The sequence below is a fragment of the Microbacterium sp. AK009 genome (assembly GCF_013410955.1).
Lineage (GTDB): Bacteria > Actinomycetota > Actinomycetes > Actinomycetales > Microbacteriaceae > Microbacterium.
The window spans coordinates 175,361-199,234 of record NZ_JACCCG010000001.1 but is presented as its reverse complement, the minus strand read 5'-3'; the positions used below and the strand labels follow the sequence as shown (position 1 = coordinate 199,234).

The 23,874-nt window shown below is 70.1% G+C and carries 26 protein-coding genes; 5 read left to right on the top strand and 21 right to left on the bottom strand.

The features are described 5' to 3' along the window. Positions 1 to 9 precede the first annotated feature (9 nt). The 3 genes from HDC37_RS00985 to HDC37_RS00975 all read left to right on the top strand — a co-directional run bounded on the left by HDC37_RS00985 (position 10) and on the right by HDC37_RS00975 (position 3,118). Positions 10 to 573 (top strand): cell wall protein, encoded by a 564-nt coding sequence (locus tag HDC37_RS00985; protein ID WP_179558534.1) that lies wholly within the window; start codon positions 10 to 12, stop codon positions 571 to 573. 84 nt (positions 574 to 657) lie between these two features. After that, positions 658 to 2,082, top strand: a complete 1,425-nt coding sequence (locus tag HDC37_RS00980; protein ID WP_179558533.1) for a glycosyltransferase — start codon at positions 658 to 660, stop codon at positions 2,080 to 2,082. A 10-nt stretch (positions 2,083 to 2,092) separates the two neighbouring features. Then, entirely contained in the window at positions 2,093 to 3,118 is a 1,026-nt protein-coding gene (locus tag HDC37_RS00975) for a glycoside hydrolase family 6 protein (RefSeq protein WP_308472040.1), read from the top strand. Positions 3,119 to 3,134: 16 nt separating this feature from the next. On the opposite strand, the gene HDC37_RS00970 is transcribed toward HDC37_RS00975, so the two are convergent. The 3 genes from HDC37_RS00970 to HDC37_RS00960 all read right to left on the bottom strand — a co-directional run bounded on the left by HDC37_RS00970 (position 3,135) and on the right by HDC37_RS00960 (position 6,676). Beyond that, complete coding sequence (locus tag HDC37_RS00970; protein ID WP_179559058.1) at positions 3,135 to 4,205, bottom strand: response regulator transcription factor; 1,071 nt, start codon at positions 4,203 to 4,205, stop codon at positions 3,135 to 3,137. 121 nt (positions 4,206 to 4,326) lie between these two features. Beyond that, positions 4,327 to 5,760: a glycosyltransferase family 2 protein gene (locus tag HDC37_RS00965; RefSeq protein ID WP_179559057.1), complete on the bottom strand. Its 1,434-nt coding sequence runs from the start codon at positions 5,758 to 5,760 to the stop codon at positions 4,327 to 4,329. Between the two features lie 169 nt (positions 5,761 to 5,929). Continuing rightward, entirely contained in the window at positions 5,930 to 6,676 is a 747-nt protein-coding gene (locus HDC37_RS00960; protein WP_308472039.1) for a fructose 1,6-bisphosphatase, read from the bottom strand. A 280-nt stretch (positions 6,677 to 6,956) separates the two neighbouring features. Between HDC37_RS00960 and HDC37_RS00955 the strand changes: the two genes are divergently transcribed. Next, positions 6,957 to 7,601, top strand: coding sequence for a hypothetical protein (locus HDC37_RS00955; protein ID WP_179558532.1), 645 nt, complete (start codon positions 6,957 to 6,959; stop codon positions 7,599 to 7,601). 15 nt (positions 7,602 to 7,616) lie between these two features. On the opposite strand, the gene HDC37_RS00950 is transcribed toward HDC37_RS00955, so the two are convergent. The 4 genes from HDC37_RS00950 to truA all read right to left on the bottom strand — a co-directional run bounded on the left by HDC37_RS00950 (position 7,617) and on the right by truA (position 12,129). Then, a complete protein-coding gene (locus HDC37_RS00950; protein WP_179558531.1) occupies positions 7,617 to 8,753 on the bottom strand; it encodes a hypothetical protein in 1,137 nt (378 codons plus the stop codon). Then, on the bottom strand, positions 8,750 to 10,432 hold the full coding sequence (locus HDC37_RS00945) for an ATP-binding protein (protein WP_179558530.1): 1,683 nt from the start codon (positions 10,430 to 10,432) through the stop codon (positions 8,750 to 8,752). The genes HDC37_RS00950 and HDC37_RS00945 overlap by 4 nt, the downstream gene beginning before the upstream one ends. Positions 10,433 to 10,485: 53 nt before the next feature. Then, positions 10,486 to 11,187 carry an endonuclease/exonuclease/phosphatase family protein gene (locus tag HDC37_RS00940; protein WP_179558529.1) on the bottom strand — a complete coding sequence of 234 codons (702 nt, stop codon included), beginning with the start codon at positions 11,185 to 11,187 and terminating at the stop codon, positions 10,486 to 10,488. A 75-nt stretch (positions 11,188 to 11,262) separates the two neighbouring features. Continuing rightward, positions 11,263 to 12,129 carry a tRNA pseudouridine(38-40) synthase TruA gene (gene truA, locus HDC37_RS00935; RefSeq protein WP_179558528.1) on the bottom strand — a complete coding sequence of 289 codons (867 nt, stop codon included), beginning with the start codon at positions 12,127 to 12,129 and terminating at the stop codon, positions 11,263 to 11,265. A 117-nt stretch (positions 12,130 to 12,246) separates the two neighbouring features. Here truA and HDC37_RS00930 point away from each other — a divergent pair, with 117 nt between their 5' ends. Then, complete coding sequence (locus tag HDC37_RS00930) at positions 12,247 to 14,235, top strand: acyltransferase family protein (RefSeq protein ID WP_179558527.1); 1,989 nt, start codon at positions 12,247 to 12,249, stop codon at positions 14,233 to 14,235. Positions 14,236 to 14,449: 214 nt separating this feature from the next. On the opposite strand, the gene rplQ is transcribed toward HDC37_RS00930, so the two are convergent. The 14 genes from rplQ to rplR all read right to left on the bottom strand — a co-directional run bounded on the left by rplQ (position 14,450) and on the right by rplR (position 23,873). Next, entirely contained in the window at positions 14,450 to 15,076 is a 627-nt protein-coding gene (gene rplQ / locus HDC37_RS00925) for a 50S ribosomal protein L17 (protein WP_179558526.1), read from the bottom strand. 39 nt (positions 15,077 to 15,115) lie between these two features. After that, the gene (locus HDC37_RS00920; protein ID WP_141936816.1) at positions 15,116 to 16,105 is read right to left on the bottom strand and encodes a DNA-directed RNA polymerase subunit alpha; all 990 of its coding nucleotides are present in this window, start codon (positions 16,103 to 16,105) and stop codon (positions 15,116 to 15,118) included. Positions 16,106 to 16,239: 134 nt separating this feature from the next. After that, the gene (gene rpsK, locus HDC37_RS00915) at positions 16,240 to 16,638 is read right to left on the bottom strand and encodes a 30S ribosomal protein S11 (protein WP_013583990.1); all 399 of its coding nucleotides are present in this window, start codon (positions 16,636 to 16,638) and stop codon (positions 16,240 to 16,242) included. Positions 16,639 to 16,670: 32 nt separating this feature from the next. Continuing rightward, positions 16,671 to 17,045 carry a 30S ribosomal protein S13 gene (gene rpsM, locus HDC37_RS00910; RefSeq protein ID WP_179558525.1) on the bottom strand — a complete coding sequence of 125 codons (375 nt, stop codon included), beginning with the start codon at positions 17,043 to 17,045 and terminating at the stop codon, positions 16,671 to 16,673. Positions 17,046 to 17,248: 203 nt separating this feature from the next. Beyond that, complete coding sequence (gene rpmJ / locus HDC37_RS00905) at positions 17,249 to 17,365, bottom strand: 50S ribosomal protein L36 (protein WP_022893853.1); 117 nt, start codon at positions 17,363 to 17,365, stop codon at positions 17,249 to 17,251. A 75-nt stretch (positions 17,366 to 17,440) separates the two neighbouring features. After that, positions 17,441 to 17,662 (bottom strand): translation initiation factor IF-1, encoded by a 222-nt coding sequence (infA, locus tag HDC37_RS00900; protein WP_028496510.1) that lies wholly within the window; start codon positions 17,660 to 17,662, stop codon positions 17,441 to 17,443. 820 nt (positions 17,663 to 18,482) lie between these two features. Continuing rightward, the gene (locus tag HDC37_RS00895; RefSeq protein WP_179558524.1) at positions 18,483 to 19,163 is read right to left on the bottom strand and encodes a thioredoxin domain-containing protein; all 681 of its coding nucleotides are present in this window, start codon (positions 19,161 to 19,163) and stop codon (positions 18,483 to 18,485) included. 27 nt (positions 19,164 to 19,190) lie between these two features. Then, positions 19,191 to 20,024: a type I methionyl aminopeptidase gene (gene map, locus HDC37_RS00890; RefSeq protein WP_179559055.1), complete on the bottom strand. Its 834-nt coding sequence runs from the start codon at positions 20,022 to 20,024 to the stop codon at positions 19,191 to 19,193. Between the two features lie 8 nt (positions 20,025 to 20,032). Beyond that, entirely contained in the window at positions 20,033 to 20,626 is a 594-nt protein-coding gene (locus HDC37_RS00885) for an adenylate kinase (protein ID WP_179558523.1), read from the bottom strand. Then, entirely contained in the window at positions 20,626 to 21,948 is a 1,323-nt protein-coding gene (gene secY / locus HDC37_RS00880) for a preprotein translocase subunit SecY (protein ID WP_179559054.1), read from the bottom strand. The genes HDC37_RS00885 and secY overlap by 1 nt, the downstream gene beginning before the upstream one ends. Positions 21,949 to 22,049: 101 nt before the next feature. Next, positions 22,050 to 22,646: a 50S ribosomal protein L15 gene (rplO, locus tag HDC37_RS00875; protein ID WP_179558522.1), complete on the bottom strand. Its 597-nt coding sequence runs from the start codon at positions 22,644 to 22,646 to the stop codon at positions 22,050 to 22,052. Further along, positions 22,646 to 22,831, bottom strand: coding sequence for a 50S ribosomal protein L30 (rpmD, locus tag HDC37_RS00870; RefSeq protein WP_124291696.1), 186 nt, complete (start codon positions 22,829 to 22,831; stop codon positions 22,646 to 22,648). Before rpmD ends, rplO begins: the two co-directional genes overlap by 1 nt. Then, complete coding sequence (rpsE, locus tag HDC37_RS00865) at positions 22,831 to 23,493, bottom strand: 30S ribosomal protein S5 (RefSeq protein ID WP_124291697.1); 663 nt, start codon at positions 23,491 to 23,493, stop codon at positions 22,831 to 22,833. Before rpsE ends, rpmD begins: the two co-directional genes overlap by 1 nt. Before the next feature lie 20 nt (positions 23,494 to 23,513). Further along, positions 23,514 to 23,873 (bottom strand): 50S ribosomal protein L18, encoded by a 360-nt coding sequence (rplR, locus tag HDC37_RS00860; RefSeq protein WP_179558520.1) that lies wholly within the window; start codon positions 23,871 to 23,873, stop codon positions 23,514 to 23,516. Between the last annotated feature and the right edge of the window lies 1 nt (position 23,874).

Here is a 23,874-nt window from a genome sequence, read left to right as displayed (position 1 = left end):
ACTCGAGGCGTGTCCCGCCGCTCCCCCCGCGTCGCGCTCATCGCCCTCGTGGTGATGGCGGCTGTCGGCGCGCCGGGCGCCGCGCACGCGGCATCCGCCTCCGACGCCTCGTCGATCTACCCGCCCTCCGGGTCGTGCACGACGAGCCCCGCGACCGTCGAGCCCGGGGGCGGCTTCGACTTCCAGTGCGCGCCGGCGACGTTCTCCAGCTCCGAGCAGGTGACCATCACCGTCACCGGAGAGAACGGCGCGGGTGCCGACATCGGCATGGTCCGCTTCGCCATCACCACCGCCAGCGGCACGACGACCGCGACCGAGGACGGCTCGATCTCCCCGGTGCGGATCACGCTCCCGCAGAACGCCTCGGGCACCTACAACATCGCCGCGGTCTCCTCCACGTCGGCGGGGAGCACCGCCGCGGTGACGGTGACCTCACCCGATGGGGCATTGCCGATCACCGGGATGGAGACGGGCTCGCTCATCGGCCTCTTCGTCGGCGGCGGCGCGCTGCTGCTGGCCGGGGTCGCGCTCGCCATCGCCGCAGTCCTCCGACGCGGTCGCGCACGTCGATAGCTGCGGACCCCGGTGCCCTCCGCCCCGCTCCCGGCCGGCCGTCACTTCGCGGTGACCTGGTCGATCCCGGACGATTTCGGGGGGATGACGAGCGCACTCCTGCACCGTTCCCGGGCCTTCCGACGGGAGGCGGGGGTCGACGTGGCCGTCCTCACCCTGGACGACCGCATCGACTACGCCGATGTGGAGGCGCGCCTGCGGGAGGCAGGCGAGGTGATCGACGGGGTGTCCCTGCTGAATCTCTACGACTGGCTGCGCTCCCACCCCCTCCCCGCCACGGCGACACCCGCGACCCGTCATCCGTTCCGGCCCCTCCGCGCCGACGAGGACGCCGTGACGGACGTCTGCTCGGGCGAGACGGTGCTGCGGCGAGAGCGGCACGGACCCGGCGGCGAGGTGCTCCAGGTCGACCACTACCGCCGTGACGGATCGCTCGTCCTGTCGGATCGACGCGACCTCGACCGACCCGGACGTCCGGCGGGACGATCGGTCGTCGTCTGCGACGAGGAGGGGCGGCCCCAACGCGGATGGTCGCACATCTCCGGGCTCTACGCGGCGTGGATCGACGCGCTGACGACTGGATCGAAGGCCTGGCTGATCGTCGACAGCAAGACCACCGCCCGGCATCTGCTCGGCTACCGCAGGCGAGGAACCGTCATGGTCCACGTCGTGCACGGCGCGCACGGCCGGCACGGCGCGGCGGTCACCGAACCGGCGGAGGTCGTTCCGTCCCGGCGGGCCGTGTTCTCGCAGCTGCACGCCTTCGACGCCGTGGTCTTCCTCACCGGCCGCCAACGAGACGATGTCGCCCGGCTGACCGGCCGGCGGCGCCGCCTGGTGACGATCCCGCTCGGGATCACGCTCCCCGTCGCGCCGCCCCGCGCGGAGGAGGAACGAGCGGGCGCTGTGGTGCTCGCGCGGCTGTCGGCCCTGAAGCGCGTCGACCATGCGATCGCCGCTGTCCAACGGGTCAACGGCGTCCTCCGTCCCCCGCTCACCCTCGACATCTGGGGCGACGGGTCCCGGCGCGCCTCCCTCGCATCGAGGATCGGCGGCGATCCGGCCATCAGACTGCATCACCACGACCCGGCCGCCAGAGAGGTGCTGCCGCAGGCGTCGGTCCTCCTCGTCACGAGCCGGTCGGAGGGATTCGGGCTGGTGATCCTCGAAGCGATGGCGGCCGGCTGCATCCCCGTGGCCTACGACGTCCCCTACGGCCCCGGCGAGATCATCCAGGATGGACGAAACGGGATGCTGGTGGCTGACGGAGATGTCGACGCTCTGGCCGAGGCCGTGCGTGCCGTGGTCTCGCAGCCGGCGGCCGCGCGGGAGGCACAGCGGCAGGCCGCGAGGGAACGCGCGGCGCAGTTCTCCGACGAGCGCGTGACCCGTCTCTGGGGACGCGCGCTGCGACGGGCGCGACGACGCAGCATGTGGCACCGCGCGATCGCCGGCGTGGCGTGGCGCGCGCGTCGGTGGGCGCGCGTGCGCGGCCGCGCACGCCGATAGCATCACTCTCGTGGTCGTCGCCCCCGCACCCGTGCGCCGCCGCCGCCGCGGAATGCCGCGGTGGCTCATCGTCGCGTTCGTCGTGCTGGCCGCCTCGGGGCTGCTGGCCATCCTCGCGGCGATCGGCTGGGTCGCCACCTGGGGGTTCCAGATGCTGGGCGCCCGGCCTCCCGCCCTCGGCACGACCATCGTCGTCCCCGACGAGTCGAAGGCGGCGAAGGCGCTGGAGACCGAGACACCCGGAACCGAAGAGTTCGCTGCGACGGAGTACCTCGCCGCACAGCCCACCGCCTACTGGCTCACCCCTGAGGAGGACCCGATCGGGGAGGTGTTCGGACGCATGACGCACCTGGCCGAGGAAGCGCGCGACCAGGACGCCTCGATCGCCGTCGTCGTCTACGGCCTCCCGGGCCGCGACTGCGGGAACTTCTCCGCCGGGGGCCTGGATGAACCGGACTATGCCACCTGGACCGAGGAGATCGGCGCGGGCCTGCGGGCGGCGGGCGACCTGCAGAAGATCGTGATCCTCGAGCCCGACAGCCTGGCCCTCGCCCCCGAGTGCGGAAACGTCACAGAGCGCGTCGACCAGCTGCGCGGGGTGATCGATCGCCTCGCGGGCCCGAACACCTGGATCTACGTCGACGGCGGCCATTCCACCTGGCTCCCGGCCGAGGAGATGGCGGGCCTCATCTCGCAGCTCGACCGTGCGGGCAGCATCCGGGGCTTCGCCACCAACGTGTCCAACTACAACCACGCCAGCGAGGAGTTCGTCTACGCCCGGCAGCTGTCAGGTCTCCTCGGTGGCTCCAAGGCCGTCGTCGACACCTCGCGCAGCGGCGCCGGATCCAACGGCGAATGGTGCAATCCCCGCGGCCGCCTCATCGGCGAGCCCGGCGGCACCCTCGCCGATGACGTGGTGGACACCAACCTCTGGATCAAGCCCCCGGGCGAGTCCGACGGCGAGTGCAACGGCGGTCCGGCGGCGGGGGTGTGGTGGCCGAAGGCGGCGATCGAGTTGACCCGCGAGGTCGGCTGAGCGGGCGCGACGGGATTCAGGACCCGGCGACGAGTTCCGAGGTCAGACGATAACCCACGCCCCGCACCGTCTCGATGTACCGGGGATTGGTGGGGTTGTCGCCGAGTTTGCGACGGAGGTTCGTCATGTGCGCCTCGATCGCCCGCTTGTCGGCTTCGCCGACGAAGTAAGAAGTGACGTACGACTCCCCCCGCAGTACCAGCGTCAGATCGGCCTTGCTGCGGACGCGGCGCTTGGACTCCATGAGGGTTGCCAGCAGGTCAAACTCGGTGCGGGTGAGATCCAGGGTGTCGCCGGCGACCATGACGATCCGGGTGTCGGGGTCCAGCTGCAGATCGCGGTGCGCCAGGACGTTGACTCCGGCGAGCTCACGCGGTCCCTGGTCTGCGGGTACCAGGTCGGTGCCGGCGTCCGGATCGGCGTCCGCGGATGATGCCGACTGTGCGGCCATGACGATCGGCTCGAGGGGCGAACCGGGGCCCGCCGGCGGGGGCGCCTGGCCCGGCTGCCCGCCCTGCCCACCGGCGTAGCCGGGGTAGGGCATCGCAGGCCCCGACGGCATCTGCGGCATCCCGGGCATCCCCTCATACGGATACGGGTAGGGCGCCGGCGCCTGGGAATCGTAGGCGCGCGGCGCGATCGGGCGGGCGCCGGGGAAGGACGGACCCACGCTGTCCTGGCGCGGCGCGTGGGAGACCTGCTGCGAGCGCGGGCGGCGGAGCAGGGCGTCGATGCGGGCGCGGAGCTCTCGGGGGCGGAAGGGCTTGACGATGTACTCGTCGGCGCCGGCACCGAGCCCCAGCACCACGTCGGCCTCGTCCTCGAGGCCGGTGAGCATGATGATGTAGGTGTCCGACTGCGCACGGATGCGGCGGGCCGCCTCGAACCCGTCCATCCCGGGCATGTTGACATCCAGCGTCGTGATGAGCGGCTGATACGACACCACCGCGCGCACCCCGTCGATGCCGTTGCCGACCGAGACCGTCGAGAATCCCGCCGCCTCCAGCACCTCGACGAGGAGGTGACGGATGTCGGGATCGTCTTCGACGATGACGGCTGTGCGCAGTGCCATCGAGGGGTCGGTCATCGGCGGATGCTCCCAGCTGTGAAGGGAAAGCGGAGCAGCCATGACGGTCTGCTGTGCGTAAGCGCTGTCCACGGTCATGCTACACATCTCCCGCCCTGCGATGCCGCGCGGTCTCTCGGCGTCAGACCTTGTAGCCCTGGTGACGGCGGATGAGCTTGAAGAACATCAGCAGGGTCTGCAGCACGGTCACCACGCCCACGATCGGCCAGCCGATCCACAGGATGGTGGACTGCACCATCGGACCGAGCATCGTCCAGATCACCGCCATGGAGACGAGCACGGCGATCAGCAGCACCAGGGGCAGCCAATGGGCGCTGCCGCCGCCCTTCTCGGCCTTGGCCTGCATCGCCCAGTTGTCGACCTTCTTGCGCGAGAGGAAGCGGGTCCACGACCGCAGGAAGTGGCTGAGCCGGATCCACATGAAGATCTCGGCGGGGAAGATGAGCCCTGCGAAGAGCAGGTCGCGCGAGTTGTGGCTCTTCATCGTCCGGGCCACGCGCAGGTTCAGCAGAGTCGCCACCACCGGCGGGATGAGCCACCACGGCGAGAAGATGAATGCCCCGATCGAGAGCGAACCGGCGAGGAGGATCAGGAAGGCCACACGCACGAAGAGGTTGGTGAGCATGCCGAAGTTCTCGAACCAGCGCAGCCGCAGGTTCGGGTGGAGGGGCTGGCCCTTGGTGTCTCCGCGCTGCCCCGGCCACATCAGCTCGATGGCGCCGTAGGTCCACTTCACCTGCTGGGCGTCGTAGCCCTTCAGCGTGGTCATGCCGCCGACATCCGCCCGGGCATAGGGGCTGATCTTGGTGAGGTACCCGGCGCTCTTGATCTGCAGCGACAGCAGCGAATCCTCGACCTCACTGTCGCGAACCCACGGGGTGGACTGGTGGTTCTGGCGCATCACGTCGCGCAGGGCGTTGGTGGAGAAGATCGAGAACTGTCCTCCCAGAACTGCCATGTTGCGGCCGCGCAGCAGGTTCTGCAGGTTGAACGCGGCGAACTGCGTGCGCTGGCCGGCGATGAGGAACTTGCCGACGACCCCCTTGATGGGCCGGTCGTCGATGGAGTAGATCGCCGAGATTCCGCCGATGCGCGAGTCCGACACGGCCTCGGTCTCGAGGAACTCCACGGCCTTCTGGTCGGCCATCGTGTCGCCGTCCACACCGAGCAGGTAGTCGTACCCCTCCACGAGCGAGTAGCCGTAGTTGAGCGCACCGACCTTCTTGTCGGGGTTCTTGCCGATGTCGTGCACGAAGACCTCGGTGAACTGCTCCCCCAGGTCGTTGGTGATCTGGTGGGGGCCGGCGAACTCCGAGGCCACCTTCACCGTGGCGTCGGAGGAGTTGTTGACCACGACGTGGATGACATCGGGCACCCGGGTCTGCGCGAGGAGGGATTCGATGACCCCGGCGATCGACTCCTCCTCGTTGTAGGCCGGGATGACGCAGCCGATCGTCGAGCGGTGACCGGTGAGGTTCTCCAGCACCGACGAGAAGTCGTCGGCGAAGCCGGCCTCCAGCGGCACGTCGGCCGGCGGCCGGGGCACGGCCGACATGGGCACGGTGCGAGGGAAGGCGACGGGAGAGTTCTGATCGGTCATCGTGACGTCCTGTGTCGTTCAGAGCGGCCTGCTGCTGCCGGGTGGCTTCCTGCCGCTACGAACACCGTGCCCGCCCGACCGCGACGCCAGCCCCAGGTCTCGCCAACTGCCCCGCAAGGTTCTCTCAAGGCTGGGTGGGGGGACCCGCCACCGCGGCCGAGCCGTCGGGATAGATCGCCACCGGCAGGTACTGGTAGACCGTCTGCTGCGAGAACGAGTTCTCGTCGTTGGCGTTGCCTTCGACCCAGACGGTGAGAGCGAACTCCAGCGTGATGCCGTAGGTGTCGCCGGGTAGCTGGCTGATCGTCGTCTCGGGCACCAGGAGGCCGCCCTGGAAGCTGTTGAGAAGCAGCCCGCGATCGGAACGGAGGGTGTCACTCGGCACCAGCGTGCGGGGGTCGGCGCTGAACTGGAACGGGCTCTGCACCTGCCCGCTCGTCTGCGCGGTCTGAGAGGTCACCGAGACCGAGGAGAGGTACACGCGGCGCTTCTCGGTGAGCACGGCTTTCTCGTCCACGCGGTGATCGTGGACGTTCACGGCGAAGCCGAGCGTCTTCGCGCGGGTGGGAGTCCACTCGAGGGTGCGCTTGGGGTCGGCGGCCCAGACGTCCAAGCGCACTTCCAGCTGGTCGGCGACCTCGGTGGACAGCGCCACCGAGCCGTCGTAGGTGAACTGCGAGTCGAAGTCCATCGACGGCGATGCGAGCGGCGTCGGAGTCGCCGCCGCGGCCGGTGCGCCCGCGGATTGCTGGAACTGGTTGAACGCATCGGCGACCTGGGCGCACCCCGACAGCGCCACGACGAGGGCGCCGGCGGCCGCAACGGCCAGAGGCCGGCGGAAGCGGCGGGAACGGGGGGCTGAGGTGCTCACGGCGGGACTCCTGACGTGCCGGAAGGGACGGGGTGGGGCCCGGCAAGGGACGGGGTGGGGCCCGGCCGATTCTGCGAACTGTGGGCACACCGCCCGGTTCGGGTTCGAGCGGCCGCGAAATCGACCGGTCCCACCCCTCGCCGGTTACACAACCACGCCGATCGCCGATCTTGAGCTTCTTGAGGTGATCTTGCGCCAGCCTTGCGCTGGGAGGTCCGTAGACTGACGCCACTGTCTTCCCGGCCGGAAGGCGTTCGGTCCCACCCGCCCAGGAGGTCTCATGGGTCCCCATCGTCGTGCCGTCACGGGCGCCGCGAGTTCCGCACTCGCTCTGACGCTCGCCCTCGCCCTGACGGGCTGCGGGCCGGCGCCGTGGGACTTCGGTGCCGAGCCGACGCCCAGCGCCACGCCGAGCCGCACCGCGTCGGCGGCACCGGCGCCCGTGCCCAACGACCTCTCCAGCGGGTCGACCAACCGGGAGCTCGTCGCCGGCGCCGTCGCGGCCTCGGTCGACTACTGGTCGACCCTGTCGATGGACCGATGGACGGCTGAGGCCCTGAAGCCGGTGAACCTGTCGATGACGACGACGGTCACCCCCGACGACGGCCAGAAGGTCTATCTGCAGCGGGCGGTGATGGTGGCGGTGCCGCAGGGACCGGATGGCGCGATGGCGCCGTTGGAGGCGCAGATCGACCAGTCCTCGGTCGCCCCCGGGTATCTGGTCCTTGCTCCGTACAGCTACTCGCAGACCTTCAACGTGGGATCGGTGCCGGCCGAGGCGACGCACGTGCAGCTGCAGTTCAGCTACGACTTCCTCGTCCAGACCACCCCGACCTCGAACGAGTTCGCCAAGCAGACCGCGAGCGACACCGTCACGGTCGCGATCGCCGCGGCACCGGGGTCGGATTCGGATTCGGACGGATGATCCGGCGCACGGCCGTCAGCGGCTGATCCGCTCCCACCGGTCGCCCCCGGCGGCGCGCGCCGTGCCGGCGGCCGCCTCGGCACGATCGAGCAGCGTGTCGAAGTCATCCTCCTCGCCGTCGGCCGAGACCCATCCGACGCTCGCCGAGACCTGGATCTCCATGCCGCCGGCGTTCTCCATCCGCCCGACCCTGCCGAGCGCCCCGCGCAGCGCTGCCCGCAACACGGGCTCCGGCCGGGAGATCAGCACGACCATCGTGCCGGGCTTGCGCTCGGCGATGTCTGCGTCGGCGGGGATCGCGGCGCAGATCGCCTCGGCGAAGCAGGAGCAGACGACGTCGAAACCGGAGACCCCGACCGCATCGCGCACGTCGTCCTCGTCGTCGAGCCGGAACACCAGGAGGGCCCACGAACGCTCTCCGCGTCGTCCGGCGCGGACGAGTCGTTCGCGGCATCCCGCGGCGAACTCGTCCCAGCGGGAGCGCGATCCCGGCAGCACCACCCGCTCGCGGCGGGTGGCGAAGCCGACGAGGGATACCAGCGCGCAGACCATGTAGACGAGGAAGCCCAGCTGGTTGACCGAGCGGACGAACTGCAGGTCGTCGCCGCTGGAGGCGGGAAAGACCAGGCCCGCGACCGCGACGAAGGCGGCGAGCGCGGAGTTCAGCACCGAGATCACCACGAGGGGGTACAGCACGGTGTCGCCGCGATCGGGAAGGCGCAGCCACTCCACGAGGAGCAGGAACGCGAAAACGGCCGAGAGGAGGAAGACCAGCCGGAAGACGACGCTGTAGACCTCGGTGGCGCCCGCCGCGACGAGCAGGAGCGGGCTGAGGATCGACAGCGATGCTGCGAGCCACCATCGCGATGCCGAGCCGCGGAGGGTGCGGAACCCCGCCCAGATGAAGCCCGGCGCGCCCAGGACGATGCCCAACGACACGCGGCGGAGCACCTCGGAGTCCACGGTCTCGGCCAGCACCACCCCCCACGATGAGACCATCGCCACCAGGAAGGCGATCGACCACAGCAGCGTCGAGCGATGCGGGCGATCCAGGAACGCGACCCCGATCATGATGACGACGCCGAGGGTGGCCACCGTCGCCTGCGCCAGGGCGAGGTTGGGACCGCTGAAGGAGGGGATGCCGTCGATCACGGCGTCGCCGCCCGGGGGAGGCGGATGCTCGCCGTGGTCCCCTCGCCGGCCTGCGACGTCAGCGTCAGGGTGCCGCCGTGCGCCTCGACGATGTCGCGCGCGATTCCGAGGCCCAGGCCCGTCCCGGGTGCCGTCTCCCCTGCGGCGGAGGAGCGGAAGTAGGGCTCGAACACCCGGTCGATGTCGTCGGCGGGGATCCCGATCCCCGAGTCGGCGATGTCGACGTGGATCAGGTCGCGATCGACCGCGGCCCTCACCGACACCGTCCCCTGCCGGGGCGTGTACTTCACGGCGTTCGTGAGGAGGTTGTCGAACACCTGCCGAAGTCGGAACGCATCCCCGCGCACCGGCAGCGCGGGTGGGAAGTCGGCGTGCAGGGTGATGTTGCGCGCTCGCGCGTTGGCCTTGACCCCCACCAGCGACGCCTCGAGCACGGCCCGCAGGTCGATCTCATCGGTGCCGCGAGGGGCGGTGAAGGACGATCGGGAGTCGCGGAGGGTCTGTTCGAGCATCGTGAGCATCCGCTCGGCCGACGCCTCGATCACCGTGAAGTCGTCGCGGCTGGCGGGATCGACGTCCCGTTCGAGGGCGAGCTCGGCGCGGCCGAGGATCACGGTGAGGGGGTTGCGGATCTCGTGCGAGGCCATCGCGACGACCTGATCGCGTGCGCGTTCGGCGTGCAGCAGGGCGGTCACCTCACGCACGACCAGCAGCATGCTCGCTTCCTCCTCGCTCCGCGATGCCAGTGGGCTCGCCGACACGATCACCGCCCGCCAGGTGCCTTCGGCGTCGGGGATCCAGTACGTCTCGGGCGCGAAGGCTTCGCCGCGTGCGGCGCGTGCGAACGGACGCGCGTCAGCGGGCACCTCGGGGCCGTCGACGGCGGCGTGCTCGATCACAGCGGCGTGGGCCGGATCCTCCTGCTCGCCGAGGCCATAGAGCCGCCGATAGGCGGCGTTGAGGGCGAGCAGCTCGCCGTCGGGTGAGAGCCGCACGATGCCGAGGTCGATGCCGTCGATCATCTCTGCGATCCGCCGCTCCTGCGCGGTGGCGCGGTCGAGGGTCTCGCGCAGGCGCCGTGCCTGCCGGCGCAGCAGCCGCTTGAAGGCCCGGGTGCGCGTGGAGCCGACGGACAGCGTGATGCCGATGAAGCTCAGCACGACCATGACCAGCACCACGCGGATCGTGGACGCGGTGCCGGGGGTGATGCTCGCGACGATCAGCAGAAAGAGACCGACCGCGCCGAGGGCGACGGCGAGCGTGCGGGCGCCGTAGTGCAGGCCGATCCACACGATGGGGAAGGTCCACAGGAACGCGAACTGCAGATCGCCGTCGAGGTTCAGCAGCCCGATGGCGAACAGGTCGGCGAACGGCACGACGAGCACGGCGGCGGAGGACAGCCGCGCCCACGGTGCGATCATCGTCGCCGCGGTGATCGCCACCAGCAGGAGGATGCCGCCGGTGAAGGTCCAGCTGGCCAGCTGCGCCGGTTGAAGGAACAGCAGGAGGATGACGACGGCGAGCACGGTCGCCCCGAGGACCAGCTGGCTCAGCCAGATCGATCGCGTGCGGCTGGAGATCGGCGCGGGAACCGGCATCCGGGTGTCGGGGCCGACAGACCCGGGCGATAACGGCGCCGGGGCGGCGTCGACCGTTCGCGACCTGCCCCCCGTGAACATACGCAGAGTTTAGCCACGTACCCGCCGGCCCCGAGCGCCGGCTCGGTGGCCGCTCAGCTCGCCGTCGGCACCTCCGCCGGCTGGGCGGAGGTGATATTCGCGGTCACGAGGATCGGGAGGTGATCCGACAGCCCCTGCGGAAGCGTACGGACGTGGTCGATGGTGAAGCCCGACGAGGTGACGAAGTCGTAGTGGCCGCGGAAGAACCGGTACCGCGTATAGGTGCGCGAGTCGCTGAGACTGAGCTCGTACCCCTGCTCGCGCACCTTCTGCCCGAGGTTCTCCTTGAACACCGGGTAGTTGTAATCGCCGACCATCAGCGCGGGAAGGCCCTCCCCCAGCTGCTCCAGTTCGGCCAGGGCCGTGCGGATCTGGTGGCGGCGCAGCGAGTTCAGCGCGGTGAGGGGCGCCGCATGGAACGACGCGATGATCAGGTCGGTGCGGTGATCGATGTCGTGCAGCCGCACGCCCAGCATCCGCTCTTCGGCGGGCTTCAACAGGTGATCGTGCAGCGACTTCTTCAACGCCAGGGCGCGGACATCGACCGCGCGGAACGTGTTGGCCCGGTAGTAGACCGCGAGGCCCAGCCTGTTGCGCGAGGTCGCCTCGGCGAGGCGGAGCCCGGCGATCTCGTCGGGGATGTCGGAGGTGTCGTACTCCTGCAGACACAGCACGTCGGCGCCGTGGCGTTCGACCAGCTCGGCCAGCTCGCCCGCGGCGCGATGCTTGCGCAGGTTGTACGAGATCACTCTCATCGACGCCCAGCCTAGGGCCGTGGCGTCGAACGCGGGCTGACCGGGAGGTGACCCATAAGCGATGATCAGGTTTCGTCAGTCCGCCGCACGCCGTGCCCGGGTCTGCTCGGCACGGGCCGCGAGCAGGTCATCGGCGGGGTAGCCGACCTCGGCGAGGGTCAGCCCCCGGGCGGCGAGGACGTGGATCTCGGGGACCTTCCCGCCACGATCGCGGATCGTGGCGAGATCGTCCGGATCCAGGCGCCCTTCTCCCACCGCCACGCACCCCCCGACCAGGGCGCGCACCATGCTGTGGCAGAACGCGTCGGCGGTGACGTCGGCGATCAGCACGCCCTCGGCGCCGCGGTGCCAGCGGAAGTCCAGCAGGGTGCGGATGGTCGTCGCCTCCTCGCGCGGTTTGCAGTAGGCCGCGAAATCGTGGAGTCCGATGAGCGAACGCGCCGCGGCATCCATCCGCTCCTCATCGAGGTGCGACCGCACGCTCGTGGTGCGGTGGCGCTCGAGGGGGTCGTAGCCGGTCGCGCGGTCGGCGATGCGGTAGACGTAGCGCCGCCACACCGCCGAGAAGCGGGCGTCGAACCCGGCGGGGGCGAGCGAGGTCGCCCGTATGGCCAGATCGGCATAGGCGCCCAGCACTCCGTTGAGGCGACGCGCGAGCTGGGCTGCCGGATCGAACGGCTCCCTGTCGGAGCTCGCCGGCCCGCGCGGGGGGCGGGCCGCGGCCAGGCGTTCCTGCTGCGCCGGATCGAGGTCGAGGTGGGCGACCTGCCCGGTGGCGTGGACGCCGGCGTCGGTGCGCCCGGCCACCACGACGCGCGGATCGCCGCCCAGCACGCGGCCGAGGGCGGACTCCAGCGTCTCCTGCACGGTCCGAAGGCCGGGCTGGCGGGCCCAGCCGCGGAAGTGCGTGCCGTCGTAGGAGAGATCGAGGCGGATGCGCACCGCACCAGCGTAGTTCGCCCCCGGTCCCACTCTCGGAGATTCCCCGGGGGCCGGGGCGAGGACCGACGTACACTGTGGTGTCCCCTCCGCAGGATCGTCGACCTGACCGGTTTACCCATGACGCTCACCGCCCCCACACGCCTCACGAGTCCCCGCTCGCAGACCCCCGATCTTCCGCGCCGTTACGCGGGATTGGACGGGATGCGAGCGGTCGCCGTGACGCTCGTGGTGATCTACCACCTCTTCCCCGCGATGCTCCCGGGCGGGTTCATCGGCGTCGACGTCTTCTTCGTCATCAGCGGGTTCCTCATCACCAGCCTGCTGCTGCGAGAGCACGCCCGCAGCGGCCGGATCGCGCTCGTCGGCTTCTGGCGGCGGCGCGCCCGACGCCTCCTGCCGGCCCTCGCGCTGGTGGTGCTCGTCTGCTCCAGCGCGGCACTCCTCGTCGGCGGCGACGTGCTCGTGCGCCTGGGGACGCAGGTGCTGGGGGCGGCGACCTTCAGCTACAACTGGGTCTCGCTCGCCGGCGACGGGGGCTACTTCTCCGCGGCCACCCCCGAGCTCTTCCGCAACTTCTGGTCGCTCGCCGTCGAGGAGCAGTTCTACGTCGTCTGGCCGCTCGTGCTGCCGCTGTTCCTCCTCCTCCCCCGCGCCTGGGCGCGTGCCGGGGCAGCGGTGCTGCTGGCAGCCGCCTCGGCGGGGTGGATGGCGGTGCTGATGACCTCCGGCCTCGGCACACCCGGTGGCGACCTCACCCGGGTGTACTTCGGCACCGACACCCACGCCTTCGGCATCCTGCTGGGGGTGGCGCTGGCGTTCGCGACGACACGGGCGCTGGCGCGTCCTGCGGTGTCGCGGCCGCGGTGGGCCGGGCCGGTCGGCGCGGCGGCCGTCTCGGGACTCGTGCTGCTGTCGTTCCTGGCGCCGGTCGATGCTCTCGTGACCTTCCCGGGCGCGCTCGTGGCGGCAAGCGTGCTCTCCGCTGCGGCGATCATCGCCGGGGTCTGGCCCGGTTCGCGGTTCGGCACCGCTCTCGACGCCCAGCCGCTGCGGTGGATCGGCGACCGCTCGTACGGCATCTACCTCTGGCACTGGCCGATCCTCGTCCTGCTTCTCGCCGGGCTCCAGGGCACCGCCGCCGAGGCCGGGGTCCCCGGGAGCGTCGGCCTCACCGCCCTCGTGCTCACCCTCGTCGCCGCTGAGCTGTCGTACCGATTCGTCGAGATGCCGGTGCGCCGGCACGGATTCCGCGGATCTCTCCGCCTGCTCGGGCGGGCGCTGCGCCACGGCGCGGGTGCGCGCATCGGAGCGGTGACCGCCGGCGCCGTCGCGGTCGCGCTCGTCGCCGGGACCGGTGCCGCAGTTTCCGCGGCACCGACGGTGTCGTCGGGACAGGCGATGGTGGATGCCGGTCAGCGCGCGCTCGCCGAGGTCGACGTCCCCGCGGCGCCCGCGCCGTCACCTGTCGAGTCCGCGGCATCCGCACCCCCGGCGGCCATGCCGGGCGTGCCCTCCGGCGAAAGCGTGCCCCGCCCCGCCCCGACGCCCGTGACGGGGGATCAGATCTCCGCGGTCGGCGACTCCGTCATGCTCGCCTCGGCTCCGGCGCTGCTGGAGCGCTTCCCCGGCATCGCCGTCGACGCCGCCGTGTCGCGTTCGGCGTGGGCTGGGCCGGGCATCCTGCAGCAGCTCGCCGACACCGGGCAGCTGCGCCCGTATGTGGTCCTGGGCCTCGGGACCAACGGTCCCGTCGATCGCGACGCCCTGGAGCGGATGGCGGCGATCGCGGGGCCCGAGCGCTCACTGATCCTCGTCAACGCCTTCGCGCCACGCGACTGGATCCCCGGCGTCAACTCCGAGCTGGCGGACTTCGCCGCGACGCACCCGCGCGTGTTCATCGCCGACTGGTCGGGCGCGATCGCGCCGCGGCCCGAGCTGCTCGCCGGCGATCAGATCCACCCCGACTCCGGGGGCGGCACGGTGTTCGCCGACGCTGTCGGACAGGCCGTCGAGCGCGCGGAGGAGCATCGCGCGCTGCTGGTCTACGAGCAGGAGATGCGCGCCTGGCGACGCGCGCACTTCACTGTCGGTCGCGAGTTCGAGTAGGTCCGGCCGCAGGCGCCGAAAGTGGCGCAGATCGCGACCTTCACGCCCTCAGCCCCGCAATCTGCGCCACCTCGAGCCCGATCATCCCCGCGAAGGTGGCGCAGATGGCGACCTTCGCGTCATCTACCCCGCAATCTGCGCCACCTTCACCGCGCACAGAAATGACGAGACCCGCCACCCCACGGGGCGACGGGTCTCGGTACGACCGGAGTCGCTACTTCTTGTCGGCGTCGGCGTCGGTGTCGGCGTCGGCGGTGGAGTCACCCTCCACCACGGCGTCCTCCGCGGCCTGCTCGGCGGCGGCACCCTCTTCGGGCGACTCCGAACCGGCGTCGGCGCTCTGGTCGGCGGTGCTGTCTTCCACGGGGGCCTCCTCGGTGGTGTCCTCCGCGACAGTCTCCTCCGCCGCGGCGTCATCCGACGCGGGCTTGACAGCCGGGGCCGCCTTGGTCGACGAGCGCGAGCTCTTGACCTTCGGGGTCACCGGCTCCAGCACGAGCTCGATGACGGCCATGGGGGCGTTGTCACCCTTGCGGTTGCCGATCTTCGTGATGCGCGTGTAGCCACCCGGACGGTCGGCGACCAGCGGCGCGATCTCGGTGAAGAGGACGTGCACGACCTCCTTGTCACCGATCACCGACAGCACCCGGCGACGCGCGTGCAGGTCACCGCGCTTGGCGAAGGTGATGAGGCGCTCCGCCAGGGGACGCAGGCGCTTGGCCTTGGTCTCCGTGGTCTGGATCGACTTGTGGGTGAAGAGGGCCGCGGCGAGGTTCGCAAGCAGCAGTCGCTCGTGGGCGGGGCCGCCTCCGAGGCGGGGGCCCTTCGTGGGCTTGGGCATGTCAGTTACTCCAGTCGAAAGTCAGTCGGGTGCCGCAGCTCAGACGGTCTCGTCGTCGTAGCCGCCGTAGAAGTGCGCGCCGTCGAACCCGGGAACCGAGTCCTTCAGCGACAGGCCGAGCGAGACGAGCTTGTCGCGCACCTCGTCGACCGACTTCTGGCCGAAGTTGCGGATGTTCATCAGCTGCGTCTCCGAGAGGGCGACGAGCTCGCTGACGGTGTTGATGCCCTCGCGCTTGAGGCAGTTGTACGAGCGCACCGACAGGTCGAGGTCTTCGATCGGCATCGACAGCTCGTTCGACAGGACGGTCTCCACCGGCGCGGGGCCGATCTCGATGCCCTCGGCCTCGACATTCAGCTCGCGGGCCAGACCGAACAGCTCCGTGAGGGTGCGACCGGCCGACGCGACGGCGTCGCGGGGCGCGATGGAGGGCTTGGACTCGACATCCAGCACCAGCTTGTCGAAGTCGGTGCGCTCACCGGCACGGGTGGCCTCGACGCGGTACGACACCTTCAGCACCGGCGAGTAGATCGAGTCGATCGGGATCTGCCCGGCCTCGGCGTACTCGTTGCGGTTCTGGGTCGCCGACACGTAGCCGCGGCCACGCTCGATCGTGAGCTCGAGCTCGAAACGCGCGGTGTCGTTGAGGGTCGCGATGACCAGCTCGGGGTTGTGCACCTCGACACCGGCGGGAGCGGAGATGTCGGCGGCGGTGACCTCACCGGCGCCGGTCTTGCGCAGGTACGCGGTGATGGGCTCGTCGCGCTCGCTGGAGACGACCAGCTGCTTGATGTTGAGGATGATCTCGGTGACATCCTCCTTCACACCGGGGATGGTGCTGAACTCGTGGAGGACGCCGTCGATGCGGATCGACGTCACGGCAGCGCCGGGGATCGACGACAGGAGGCTGCGACGCAGCGCGTTGCCGATCGTGTAGCCGAAGCCAGGCTCCAGCGGCTCGACGACGAAGCGGCTGCGGAACTCCCCGATCTTCTCCTCGGTCAGAGTGGGACGCTGTGCGATGAGCACGATGTGTTCCTTTCAATCACGTGCCCGCTATATGACACGTGCGGTGGGTGAAGTATTGAGTTATGTCCGGGGATGCCGCCAGAGCGCGCTCCACGAGGGGCCGCGCCCCGCGGCATCCGGAAATTCCGACAGCGTCAGACGCGGCGACGCTTGGGCGGGCGGCACCCGTTGTGCGCCTGCGGGGTGACGTCCTGGATCGAACCGACCTCGAGGCCGGCGGCCGTCAGCGAACGGATCGCGGTCTCACGACCCGAGCCCGGGCCCTTGACGAAGACGTCGACCTTCTTCACGCCGTGCTCCTGAGCCTGGCGGGCGGCCGACTCGGCGGCCATACCGGCGGCGTAGGGGGTGGACTTGCGCGAGCCCTTGAAGCCCACCCCACCCGAGGACGCCCAGCTGATCACGGCGCCCGACGGGTCGGTGATCGAGACGATCGTGTTGTTGAACGTCGACTTGATGTGGGCCTGACCCACGGCGATGTTCTTCTTCTCCTTGCGGCGCGGCTTGCGCGCGGCGGACTTGGCCTGTGCCATGTGCGTGTTCTCCTAAACCCAGCAGGCCGCGCTCAGCGCGCCTTCTTCTTGCCGGCGACGGTGCGCTTCGGGCCCTTGCGGGTGCGCGCGTTGGTCTTGGTGCGCTGTCCGCGGACCGGGAGGCCGCGGCGGTGACGGATGCCCTCGTAGGAGCCGATCTCGACCTTGCGGCGGATGTCGGCGGCCACCTCGCGGCGGAGGTCACCCTCGACCTTGAAGTTGGCCTCGATGTAGTCGCGGAGGGCGATGAGCTGGTCATCGCTGAGGTCCTTCACGCGGATGTTCTCGTCGATCTGCGTCTCAGCGAGGATCGCGTGCGAACGGGTACGGCCCACGCCGTAGATGTAGGTCAGGGCGATGACCACGCGCTTATCGCGCGGGATGTCGACGCCGGCAAGACGTGCCATGCGGCTCTCCTAGGAGTTGGTGGAGGTGTGGAGCAGGATCGGTGCCCGGGCCTCCGCCCCGAGGTGTCACCCTTGCGGGTTCTGATCCTGCCGTGATGTCTTCAGTTGTTGAGATCTCGATACGCGTCGCCTGCGGCGGCGCTACTCGATCTTGAGCCGCTGCGCATCAACGCGCGCTTCGCGCGCATTGATCCGCCTGCGGCTCAACCCTGGCGCTGCTTGTGGCGCGGGTTGGACTTGCAGATCACCATCACGTTGCCGTGGCGACGGATCACCTTGCAGTGATCGCAGATGGGCTTGACCGAGGGGTTGACCTTCATGATGTTCCTGTTCGCTGTCTTCGCCGGGCACGCGGACTCTTCCGACCCCGCGTGGGGCGTTACTTCTCGACCGGTCTAGCGGTAGCGGTAGACGATCCGGCCGCGGGTGAGGTCGTAGGGGCTGAGCTCCACGACCACGCGGTCCTCCGGGATGATGCGGATGTAGTTCTGCCGCATCTTGCCTGAGATCGTGGCGAGCACCTTGTGACCGTTGGTGAGCTCCACGCGGAACATCGCGTTCGGCAGCGCCTCGGAGATGACACCCTCGATCTCGATGACACCGTCTTTCTTCGCCATAAACTCGCTATCGCTTGCATGCAGACCGGCCGGTCTGCGGTGGATGGGATTGTGGTGCGGCGACACGCCAATGAAGGCGCAACGCACCAAAGATCAAGCATAGGTGATAACGGATGCCGCGGCAAACCGTCGGCGCGGCGCCCGGCCCGCCGCCCCCGGCCCGCCGCGCCCGACCCTCAGCCCCCGGCCCGCCGCGCCCGACCCGCCGCCTCCGCCCTCGCCCCCTCGCACCCGTCGCGCCCCGGCCCGCCGCGCCCGGCCCGCCGCGCCCGACCCGCCGCCTCCGCCCTCGCCCCCGCGCCCGCCGCGCCCGGCCCGCCCCGCCCGTCCCGCCGCCTCCGCCCTCGCCCCCGCGCACCCGTCGCCCTCTCCGCCGCCCCGTGCCGTTCATCCGTCGCATATGTACGCGCTGCACGCCTTCGGCGTACATCTGCGACGGATGAAGGAAGGTGATGGCGCGGCGCGGCGCGGCGCGGCGCGGCGCGGGGGCGGGGCGGGGCGGCGCGGCGCGGGGCGCGGCGCGCGGGGCGCGGGGCGCGGGCCGCGCGTAACGGGCGGGCGCGCCCAACGGGCCGCGGGTAACGGGCGGGGCGCGCGCAGCGGGCGGGGGACGGGGGCGGGCGCACCCGTCGCCCCTCCGCCGCCCCGTGAAGGTTCATTCGTCGCATATGCACGCACGGTGGGACCCAGGCGTACATCTGTGACGGATGAAGGAAAGAAGAAGGGCCGCGGGGCGCTGCGCGGGGCCGCGCAGGTTCGGCGGGTGGGGGCGCGCGGGGTACCGGGCGCGCAGTCACGTGCGCTCCCGACGGGCGACTCGCTACGAGAAGAGCGGTGCGAGGTCGACCGATGGATCGCCCGTGAGTTGCAGGAACTCACCGTTCAGCAGGACCGTCGGCGTTCCCACTCGCCCGGTCTCGGGATTCGGCGGCGTCTTCTCCGTCATCGACGAGACGAAGCCGCTGTAACGCTGCTCGCTCACACACGCGTCGACGCCCTCGGCACCGACGGAACCGGCGATCTCGATGAGCTGCTCGTCGGTGAGGCCCGTCGATCCCTCGGCGGGCTGGTTGGCGTACAGCGTCTGCATGAACGACACCGCGGAGTCGGGCGCAGTCTCGGCGACGCAGTACATCGCGTTGGCGGCACGGGTCGAGTACTCGGTTCCCTGCGAGAGACGGTCGAGGATCGCGATCGGGTGGATGTTGAGGGTGATTGTCCCGTCATCGACGAGCTCCTGGATCGGCTCGCCGTACACCTGCTCGAACTGGTTGCACACCGGGCACATGAAGTCGATGTAGGTGTCGAGGGTCTGCTCCCCCGATCCGATCTCGATGGCGCCGGTCTCGGCGTTGATCGACGCCGCCTGCGGCGCCGGCCCCGCGTCATCCGACTGATTGTTCGACCAGACCACGACGGCCGCCGTCACGACGAGCGCGAGCACCACGGCGACGCTCACCAGAATCGCGAACCAGTTCACCTTGCGCGTGGCCGTCGCCATGAGCGTCCTCCTCGAGAAATCCCGGCGCTACCGGATGGGTGCCGGGGTGACGCCGAACGGCGCGAGCCCGGCTGCGCCGCCGTCGGGCGCAGTGAGCACCCACACACCCTCATCATGCACCGCGACGCTATGTTCCCAGTGTGAACCGGCCGAGCCGTCGACGGTCGAGACGGTCCAGCCGTCGTCCTCGACGAACGTCGCATCCGACCCGGCGACCACCATCGGCTCGATCGCCAGGGCGAGGCCGGGCCGCACCTCGGGGCCGGGGTCGTCGACGCGGTAGTTGAACACCGACGGCGACTCGTGCATCTTCCGCCCGATGCCGTGACCGACGTACTCGCGGAGGATCCCGTAATCCTCGCCGTGCGCGCGGATGTAGTCCTCGATCGCCGCGCCGACATCGGCGATGTGACGCGCCGACGCGAGAGCCGCGATGCCGGCCCACAGCGACCCCTCGGTGACCCGCGACAGCTGCTGGCGCTCGGCGACGAGCTCGGGGCGCGAGGGGTCGGGCAGAACGACGGTGAACGCCGAGTCGCCGTTCCAGCCCTTGTACTCCGCCCCGCAGTCGATCGAGAGGATGTCGCCGGGTTCGAGCGGGCGGTCACCGGGAATCCCGTGCACGACCTGCTCGTTCACCGATGCGCAGACGGTGTGCCGGTACCCGCGCACCATCTGGAAGTTCGATTTCGCCCCGCGCGAGACGATCAGATCGGATGCCGCGGCATCCAGCTCGAGCGTGGTGACACCGGGTGCGATCAAGGCCTTCACCGCGGCAAGGGCGTCCGCGGTGATGAGGCCGGGTTCGACCATCGCCCGCAGCTGAGCGGGGGTCTTGTAGATCGAGCGGCGCAGTCCCACGTTCGGGCTCACGCGGCCGCGGAGCTCCCGAGCCCCCGGGCCCGGAGCGCGGCGAGGATGCGATCGGTGATCTCGTCGACCGTGCCGGTGCCGTCGATCTCGTCGACGATGCCGCGCGTGGCGTAGATGCCGATGATCGGCGCGGTCTCGTTCTCGTAGATCGCCAGGCGCTGTGCGATGACGGCCTCGGTGTCATCGGCGCGGCCCTGCTCGAGCGCACGCTTGCTCAGCCGCGCGATCGACTCCTCGCGGGGCACCTCGAGGACGATCACCGCGTCGAGCTCCTCGTCGCGGCCACCCAGGAACTCGTCGAGGTGCATGACCTGCGGGAGGTTCCGCGGGTAACCGTCGAGGAGGAAGCCGTCCGCGGCGTCCTCCTTCGACAGCCGATCACGCACGACCGCGCTCGTCAGCTCATCGGGGACGAGCTGACCGGCGTCGATGATCTCCTTGACCTGCACGCCCAGCTCGGTGCCGCCCGCGACGTTCGCGCGGAAGACGTCGCCGGTCGAGACGACCGGAACGCCGAGCGCCTCGGCGATGCGGACACCCTGGGTGCCCTTGCCCGAACCCTGCGGACCGACGATGAGGAGGCGAGCCATCAGCGCAGAAGCCCTTCGTAGTGACGCTGCTGCAGCTGCGCGTCGATCTGCTTGACGGTCTCGAGACCCACACCGACGATGATGAGGATCGAGGCGCCGCCGAACGGGAAGTTCTGGTTGGCCCCCACCAGCGCCAGCGCGAACAGCGGCAGCAGGGCGACCAGGCCCAGGTAGATCGAGCCCGGCAGGGTGATGCGGGTCAGCACGTAGTCGAGGTACTCCGCTGTCGGGCGTCCGGCACGGATGCCCGGGATGAAGCCGCCGTACTTCTTCATGTTGTCGGCGACGTCGACCGGGTTGAAGGTGATCGCGACGTAGAAGTAGGTGAAGCCGACGATCAGCAGGAAGTACAGCGCCATGTACAGCGGGTGATCGCCCGAGACGAGGTACTGCTGGATCCACGCCACCCAGCCCGGAACCTCCTGGCCCGGCTGCGGCTGGTTGAACTGCGCGATGAGCGCGGGGATGTACAGCAGCGACGAGGCGAAGATCACCGGCACCACGCCGGCCATGTTGACCTTGATCGGGATGTAGGTGTTGGTGCCGCCGTAGGTGCGCCGGCCGACCATCCGCTTGGCGTACTGCACGGGGATCCGCCGCTGCGACTGCTCGACGAAGACGACGAGCGCCACCACGACGATGCCGACGGCGAGGACGAGGAGGAAGACCTCGAAGCCGCGCGACTGCGCGATGGCCCACATCGAGGCGGGGAACGCCGCCGCGATCGAGGTGAAGATCAGCAGCGACATGCCGTTGCCGATACCGCGCTCGGTGACGAGCTCGGCGAACCACATGATGAGGCCGGTGCCGGCGGTCATCGTGATGATCATCAGCAGCTGCGCCCACCACACGTCGTTGGTGAGCAGCTGCTCGCACTCGGGGATGCCGGTGGTGCCGAACAGCTGACCGCTGCGGGCCACGGTCACCAGGGTGGTGGACTGCAGCAGCGCCAGCGCGATGGTGAGGTAGCGGGTGTACTGGGTGAGCTTGGCCTGCCCGGCCTGGCCCTCCTTGTACAGCGCCTCGAAGTGCGGGATGACCACGCGCAGCAGCTGCACGATGATCGTCGCCGTGATGTACGGCATCACGCCGAGCGCGAAGATGGACAGCTGCAGCAGCGCACCGCCCGAGAACAGGTTCACCAGCGACAGCAGGCCCTCGGTGCCCGCGCTGTCGCGCAGGCAGGACTGGACGTTCGGGAAGTCCACGAACGGGGCCGGCACGTGCGCACCGAGTCGGTACAGGGCGATGATGGCCAGGGTGAAAGCGATCTTCCGCCGCAGATCCGGAGTGCGGAAGACACGCGCGATGGCGCTGAACAAGAGGCTGCCTCCATTGGGGATGCCGACGGCCACGCGGGCACGCCGACTCCCAGGGTAACGCGAGGAGGGGCCGGAGCGAACTCCGACCCCTCCTGCAGGCCTTACTGGGCGGTGCCGGCCGACTCGCCGGCGGAGACCGAGCCGCCCGCGGCGACGATCTTCTGCTCGGCGGAGCCCGACACCTTGTCGACCGAGACGTTGAGCGCGACCGAGATGTCGCCGGTGCCGAGCACCTTGACCTTCTCGTTCTTGCGCACCGCGCCCTTGGCGACCAGGTCGCCGATGGTCACGTCCCCGCCCTGCGGGTAGAGCTCGGCGAGCTTGTCGAGGTTGACCACCTGGTACTCGACGCGGAACGGGTTCTTGAACCCGCGCAGCTTCGGCGTACGCATGTGGAGGGGCATCTGCCCACCCTCGAAGCCGGCCTTGACCTGGTACCGGGCCTTGGTTCCCTTGGTACCGCGACCGGCCGTCTTACCCTTCGAACCCTCACCACGACCCACGCGGGTCTTGGCGGTGTGGGCACCGGGGACCGGGCGGAGGTGGTGCACCTTGAGCACGCCCGGGCGCGAAGCCGGGGCATCCTTCTTCGGTGCGCTCTTCGCGGCGGTGTCCTTCTTCGGCGCAGCCTTGCGCGCCGCGGTCTTCTTCGGCGCGGACTCGACGGCCTCGGCCGTCTCTTCCTTCTTCTCCGCCATCAGTCGATCTCCTCAACCTTCACGAGGTGGGCGACAGTGCGCACGTACCCGCGGGTCTGGGCGTCGTCGGGACGGACGACGGTGTCGCCGATCCGCTTGAGACCCAGGCTCCGGAGGGTGTCGCGCTGATTCTGCTTCTCGCTCACCTTGGACTTGATCTGCGTCACCTTCAGACGCGCAGCCATCAGGCACCTACCTTCGCTGCAGCCGCGGCCTCGGCCTCGGCGCGGACCAGACGGGCGGGAGCGACCTGGTCGAAGTCCAGACCACGGCGCGCGGCGACGTGGCGGGGCTCCTCCAGCTGCTTCAGCGCCTCGACGGTCGCGTGGACGATGTTGATCGTGTTCGACGAACCGAGCGACTTCGACAGCACGTCGTGGATGCCCGCGCACTCGAGGACGGCACGCACCGGACCGCCCGCGATCACACCGGTACCCGCGGCGGCGGGGCGCAGGAGCACCACACCGGCGGCAGCCTCACCCTGGACGGGGTGCGGGATGGTCGAGGCGACGCGGGGCACACGGAAGAAGTTCCGCTTGGCCTCTTCGACGCCCTTCGAGATCGCCAGGGGCACCTCACGGGCCTTGCCGTAGCCGACACCCACGAGCCCGTTGCCGTCGCCGACGACGACGAGCGCGGTGAAGCTGAACCGGCGTCCACCCTTGACGACCTTCGACACGCGGTTGATCGTCACGACGCGCTCGAGGAACTGGCTCTCGCTGCGGTCGCGCGACCCACGGTCGCGGTTGGGGTTGCGCTCACGTCCACCGCGGCGCGGCTCGCGCTCACGCTCGGCGGGAGCGGTGGCGGCCTCGGCCGGAGCCTCGGCAGCGGCCTCTGCGGTCACGTTGTTCTCCTTGTTGTCACTCACAGGTTGAGCCCCCCTTCGCGGGCGCCGTCGGCGATGGCCGCGACACGACCTGCGTATCGGTTGCCGCCGCGGTCGAACACCACGTCGGAGACGCCGGCGGACTTCGCGCGCTCAGCGACCAGCTCGCCGACCTTGCGGGCCTTGGCGGTCTTGTCGCCGTCGAACCCGCGCAGGTCGGTTTCGAGCGTCGATGCGGATGCCACGGTGTGGCCCTTGCTGTCGTCGACGACCTGGACGAACACGTGGCGTGCCGAACGGGTGACGACCAGGCGGGGACGCTCGGAGGTGCCGACGACCTTCTTGCGAAGGCGGGCGTGACGGCGCGAACGCGCGTCGGACTTCGTCTTCACAGCCATG

Bases quoted from the DNA above. Each gene is read 5' to 3' on its own strand.
- HDC37_RS00885 (WP_179558523.1), bottom strand. From the start codon at position 20,626: ATGGCTCGCCTCCTCATCGTCGGTCCGCAGGGTTCGGGCAAGGGCACC.
- HDC37_RS00970 (WP_179559058.1), bottom strand. From the start codon at position 4,205: ATGACCGACCCCTCGATGGCACTGCGCACAGCCGTCATCGTCGAAGAC.
- HDC37_RS00945 (WP_179558530.1), bottom strand. From the start codon at position 10,432: ATGTTCACGGGGGGCAGGTCGCGAACGGTCGACGCCGCCCCGGCGCCG.
- rplO (WP_179558522.1), bottom strand. From the start codon at position 22,646: ATGGCGGAGAAGAAGGAAGAGACGGCCGAGGCCGTCGAGTCCGCGCCG.
- rplR (WP_179558520.1), bottom strand. From the start codon at position 23,873: ATGGCTGTGAAGACGAAGTCCGACGCGCGTTCGCGCCGTCACGCCCGC.
- HDC37_RS00895 (WP_179558524.1), bottom strand. From the start codon at position 19,163: ATGGCGACGGCCACGCGCAAGGTGAACTGGTTCGCGATTCTGGTGAGC.
- rpmJ (WP_022893853.1), bottom strand. From the start codon at position 17,365: ATGAAGGTCAACCCCTCGGTCAAGCCCATCTGCGATCACTGCAAGGTG.
- HDC37_RS00940 (WP_179558529.1), bottom strand. From the start codon at position 11,187: ATGAGAGTGATCTCGTACAACCTGCGCAAGCATCGCGCCGCGGGCGAG.
- HDC37_RS00965 (WP_179559057.1), bottom strand. From the start codon at position 5,760: ATGTCGGCCGTGCCCCGGCCGCCGGCCGACGTGCCGCTGGAGGCCGGC.
- infA (WP_028496510.1), bottom strand. From the start codon at position 17,662: ATGGCGAAGAAAGACGGTGTCATCGAGATCGAGGGTGTCATCTCCGAG.
- HDC37_RS00955 (WP_179558532.1), top strand. From the start codon at position 6,957: ATGGGTCCCCATCGTCGTGCCGTCACGGGCGCCGCGAGTTCCGCACTC.
- HDC37_RS00930 (WP_179558527.1), top strand. From the start codon at position 12,247: ATGACGCTCACCGCCCCCACACGCCTCACGAGTCCCCGCTCGCAGACC.
- rpsK (WP_013583990.1), bottom strand. From the start codon at position 16,638: ATGGCACAGGCCAAGTCCGCCGCGCGCAAGCCGCGCCGCAAGGAGAAG.
- HDC37_RS00980 (WP_179558533.1), top strand. From the start codon at position 658: ATGACGAGCGCACTCCTGCACCGTTCCCGGGCCTTCCGACGGGAGGCG.
- rpmD (WP_124291696.1), bottom strand. From the start codon at position 22,831: ATGGCTGCGCGTCTGAAGGTGACGCAGATCAAGTCCAAGGTGAGCGAG.
- rpsM (WP_179558525.1), bottom strand. From the start codon at position 17,045: ATGGCACGTCTTGCCGGCGTCGACATCCCGCGCGATAAGCGCGTGGTC.
- rplQ (WP_179558526.1), bottom strand. From the start codon at position 15,076: ATGCCCAAGCCCACGAAGGGCCCCCGCCTCGGAGGCGGCCCCGCCCAC.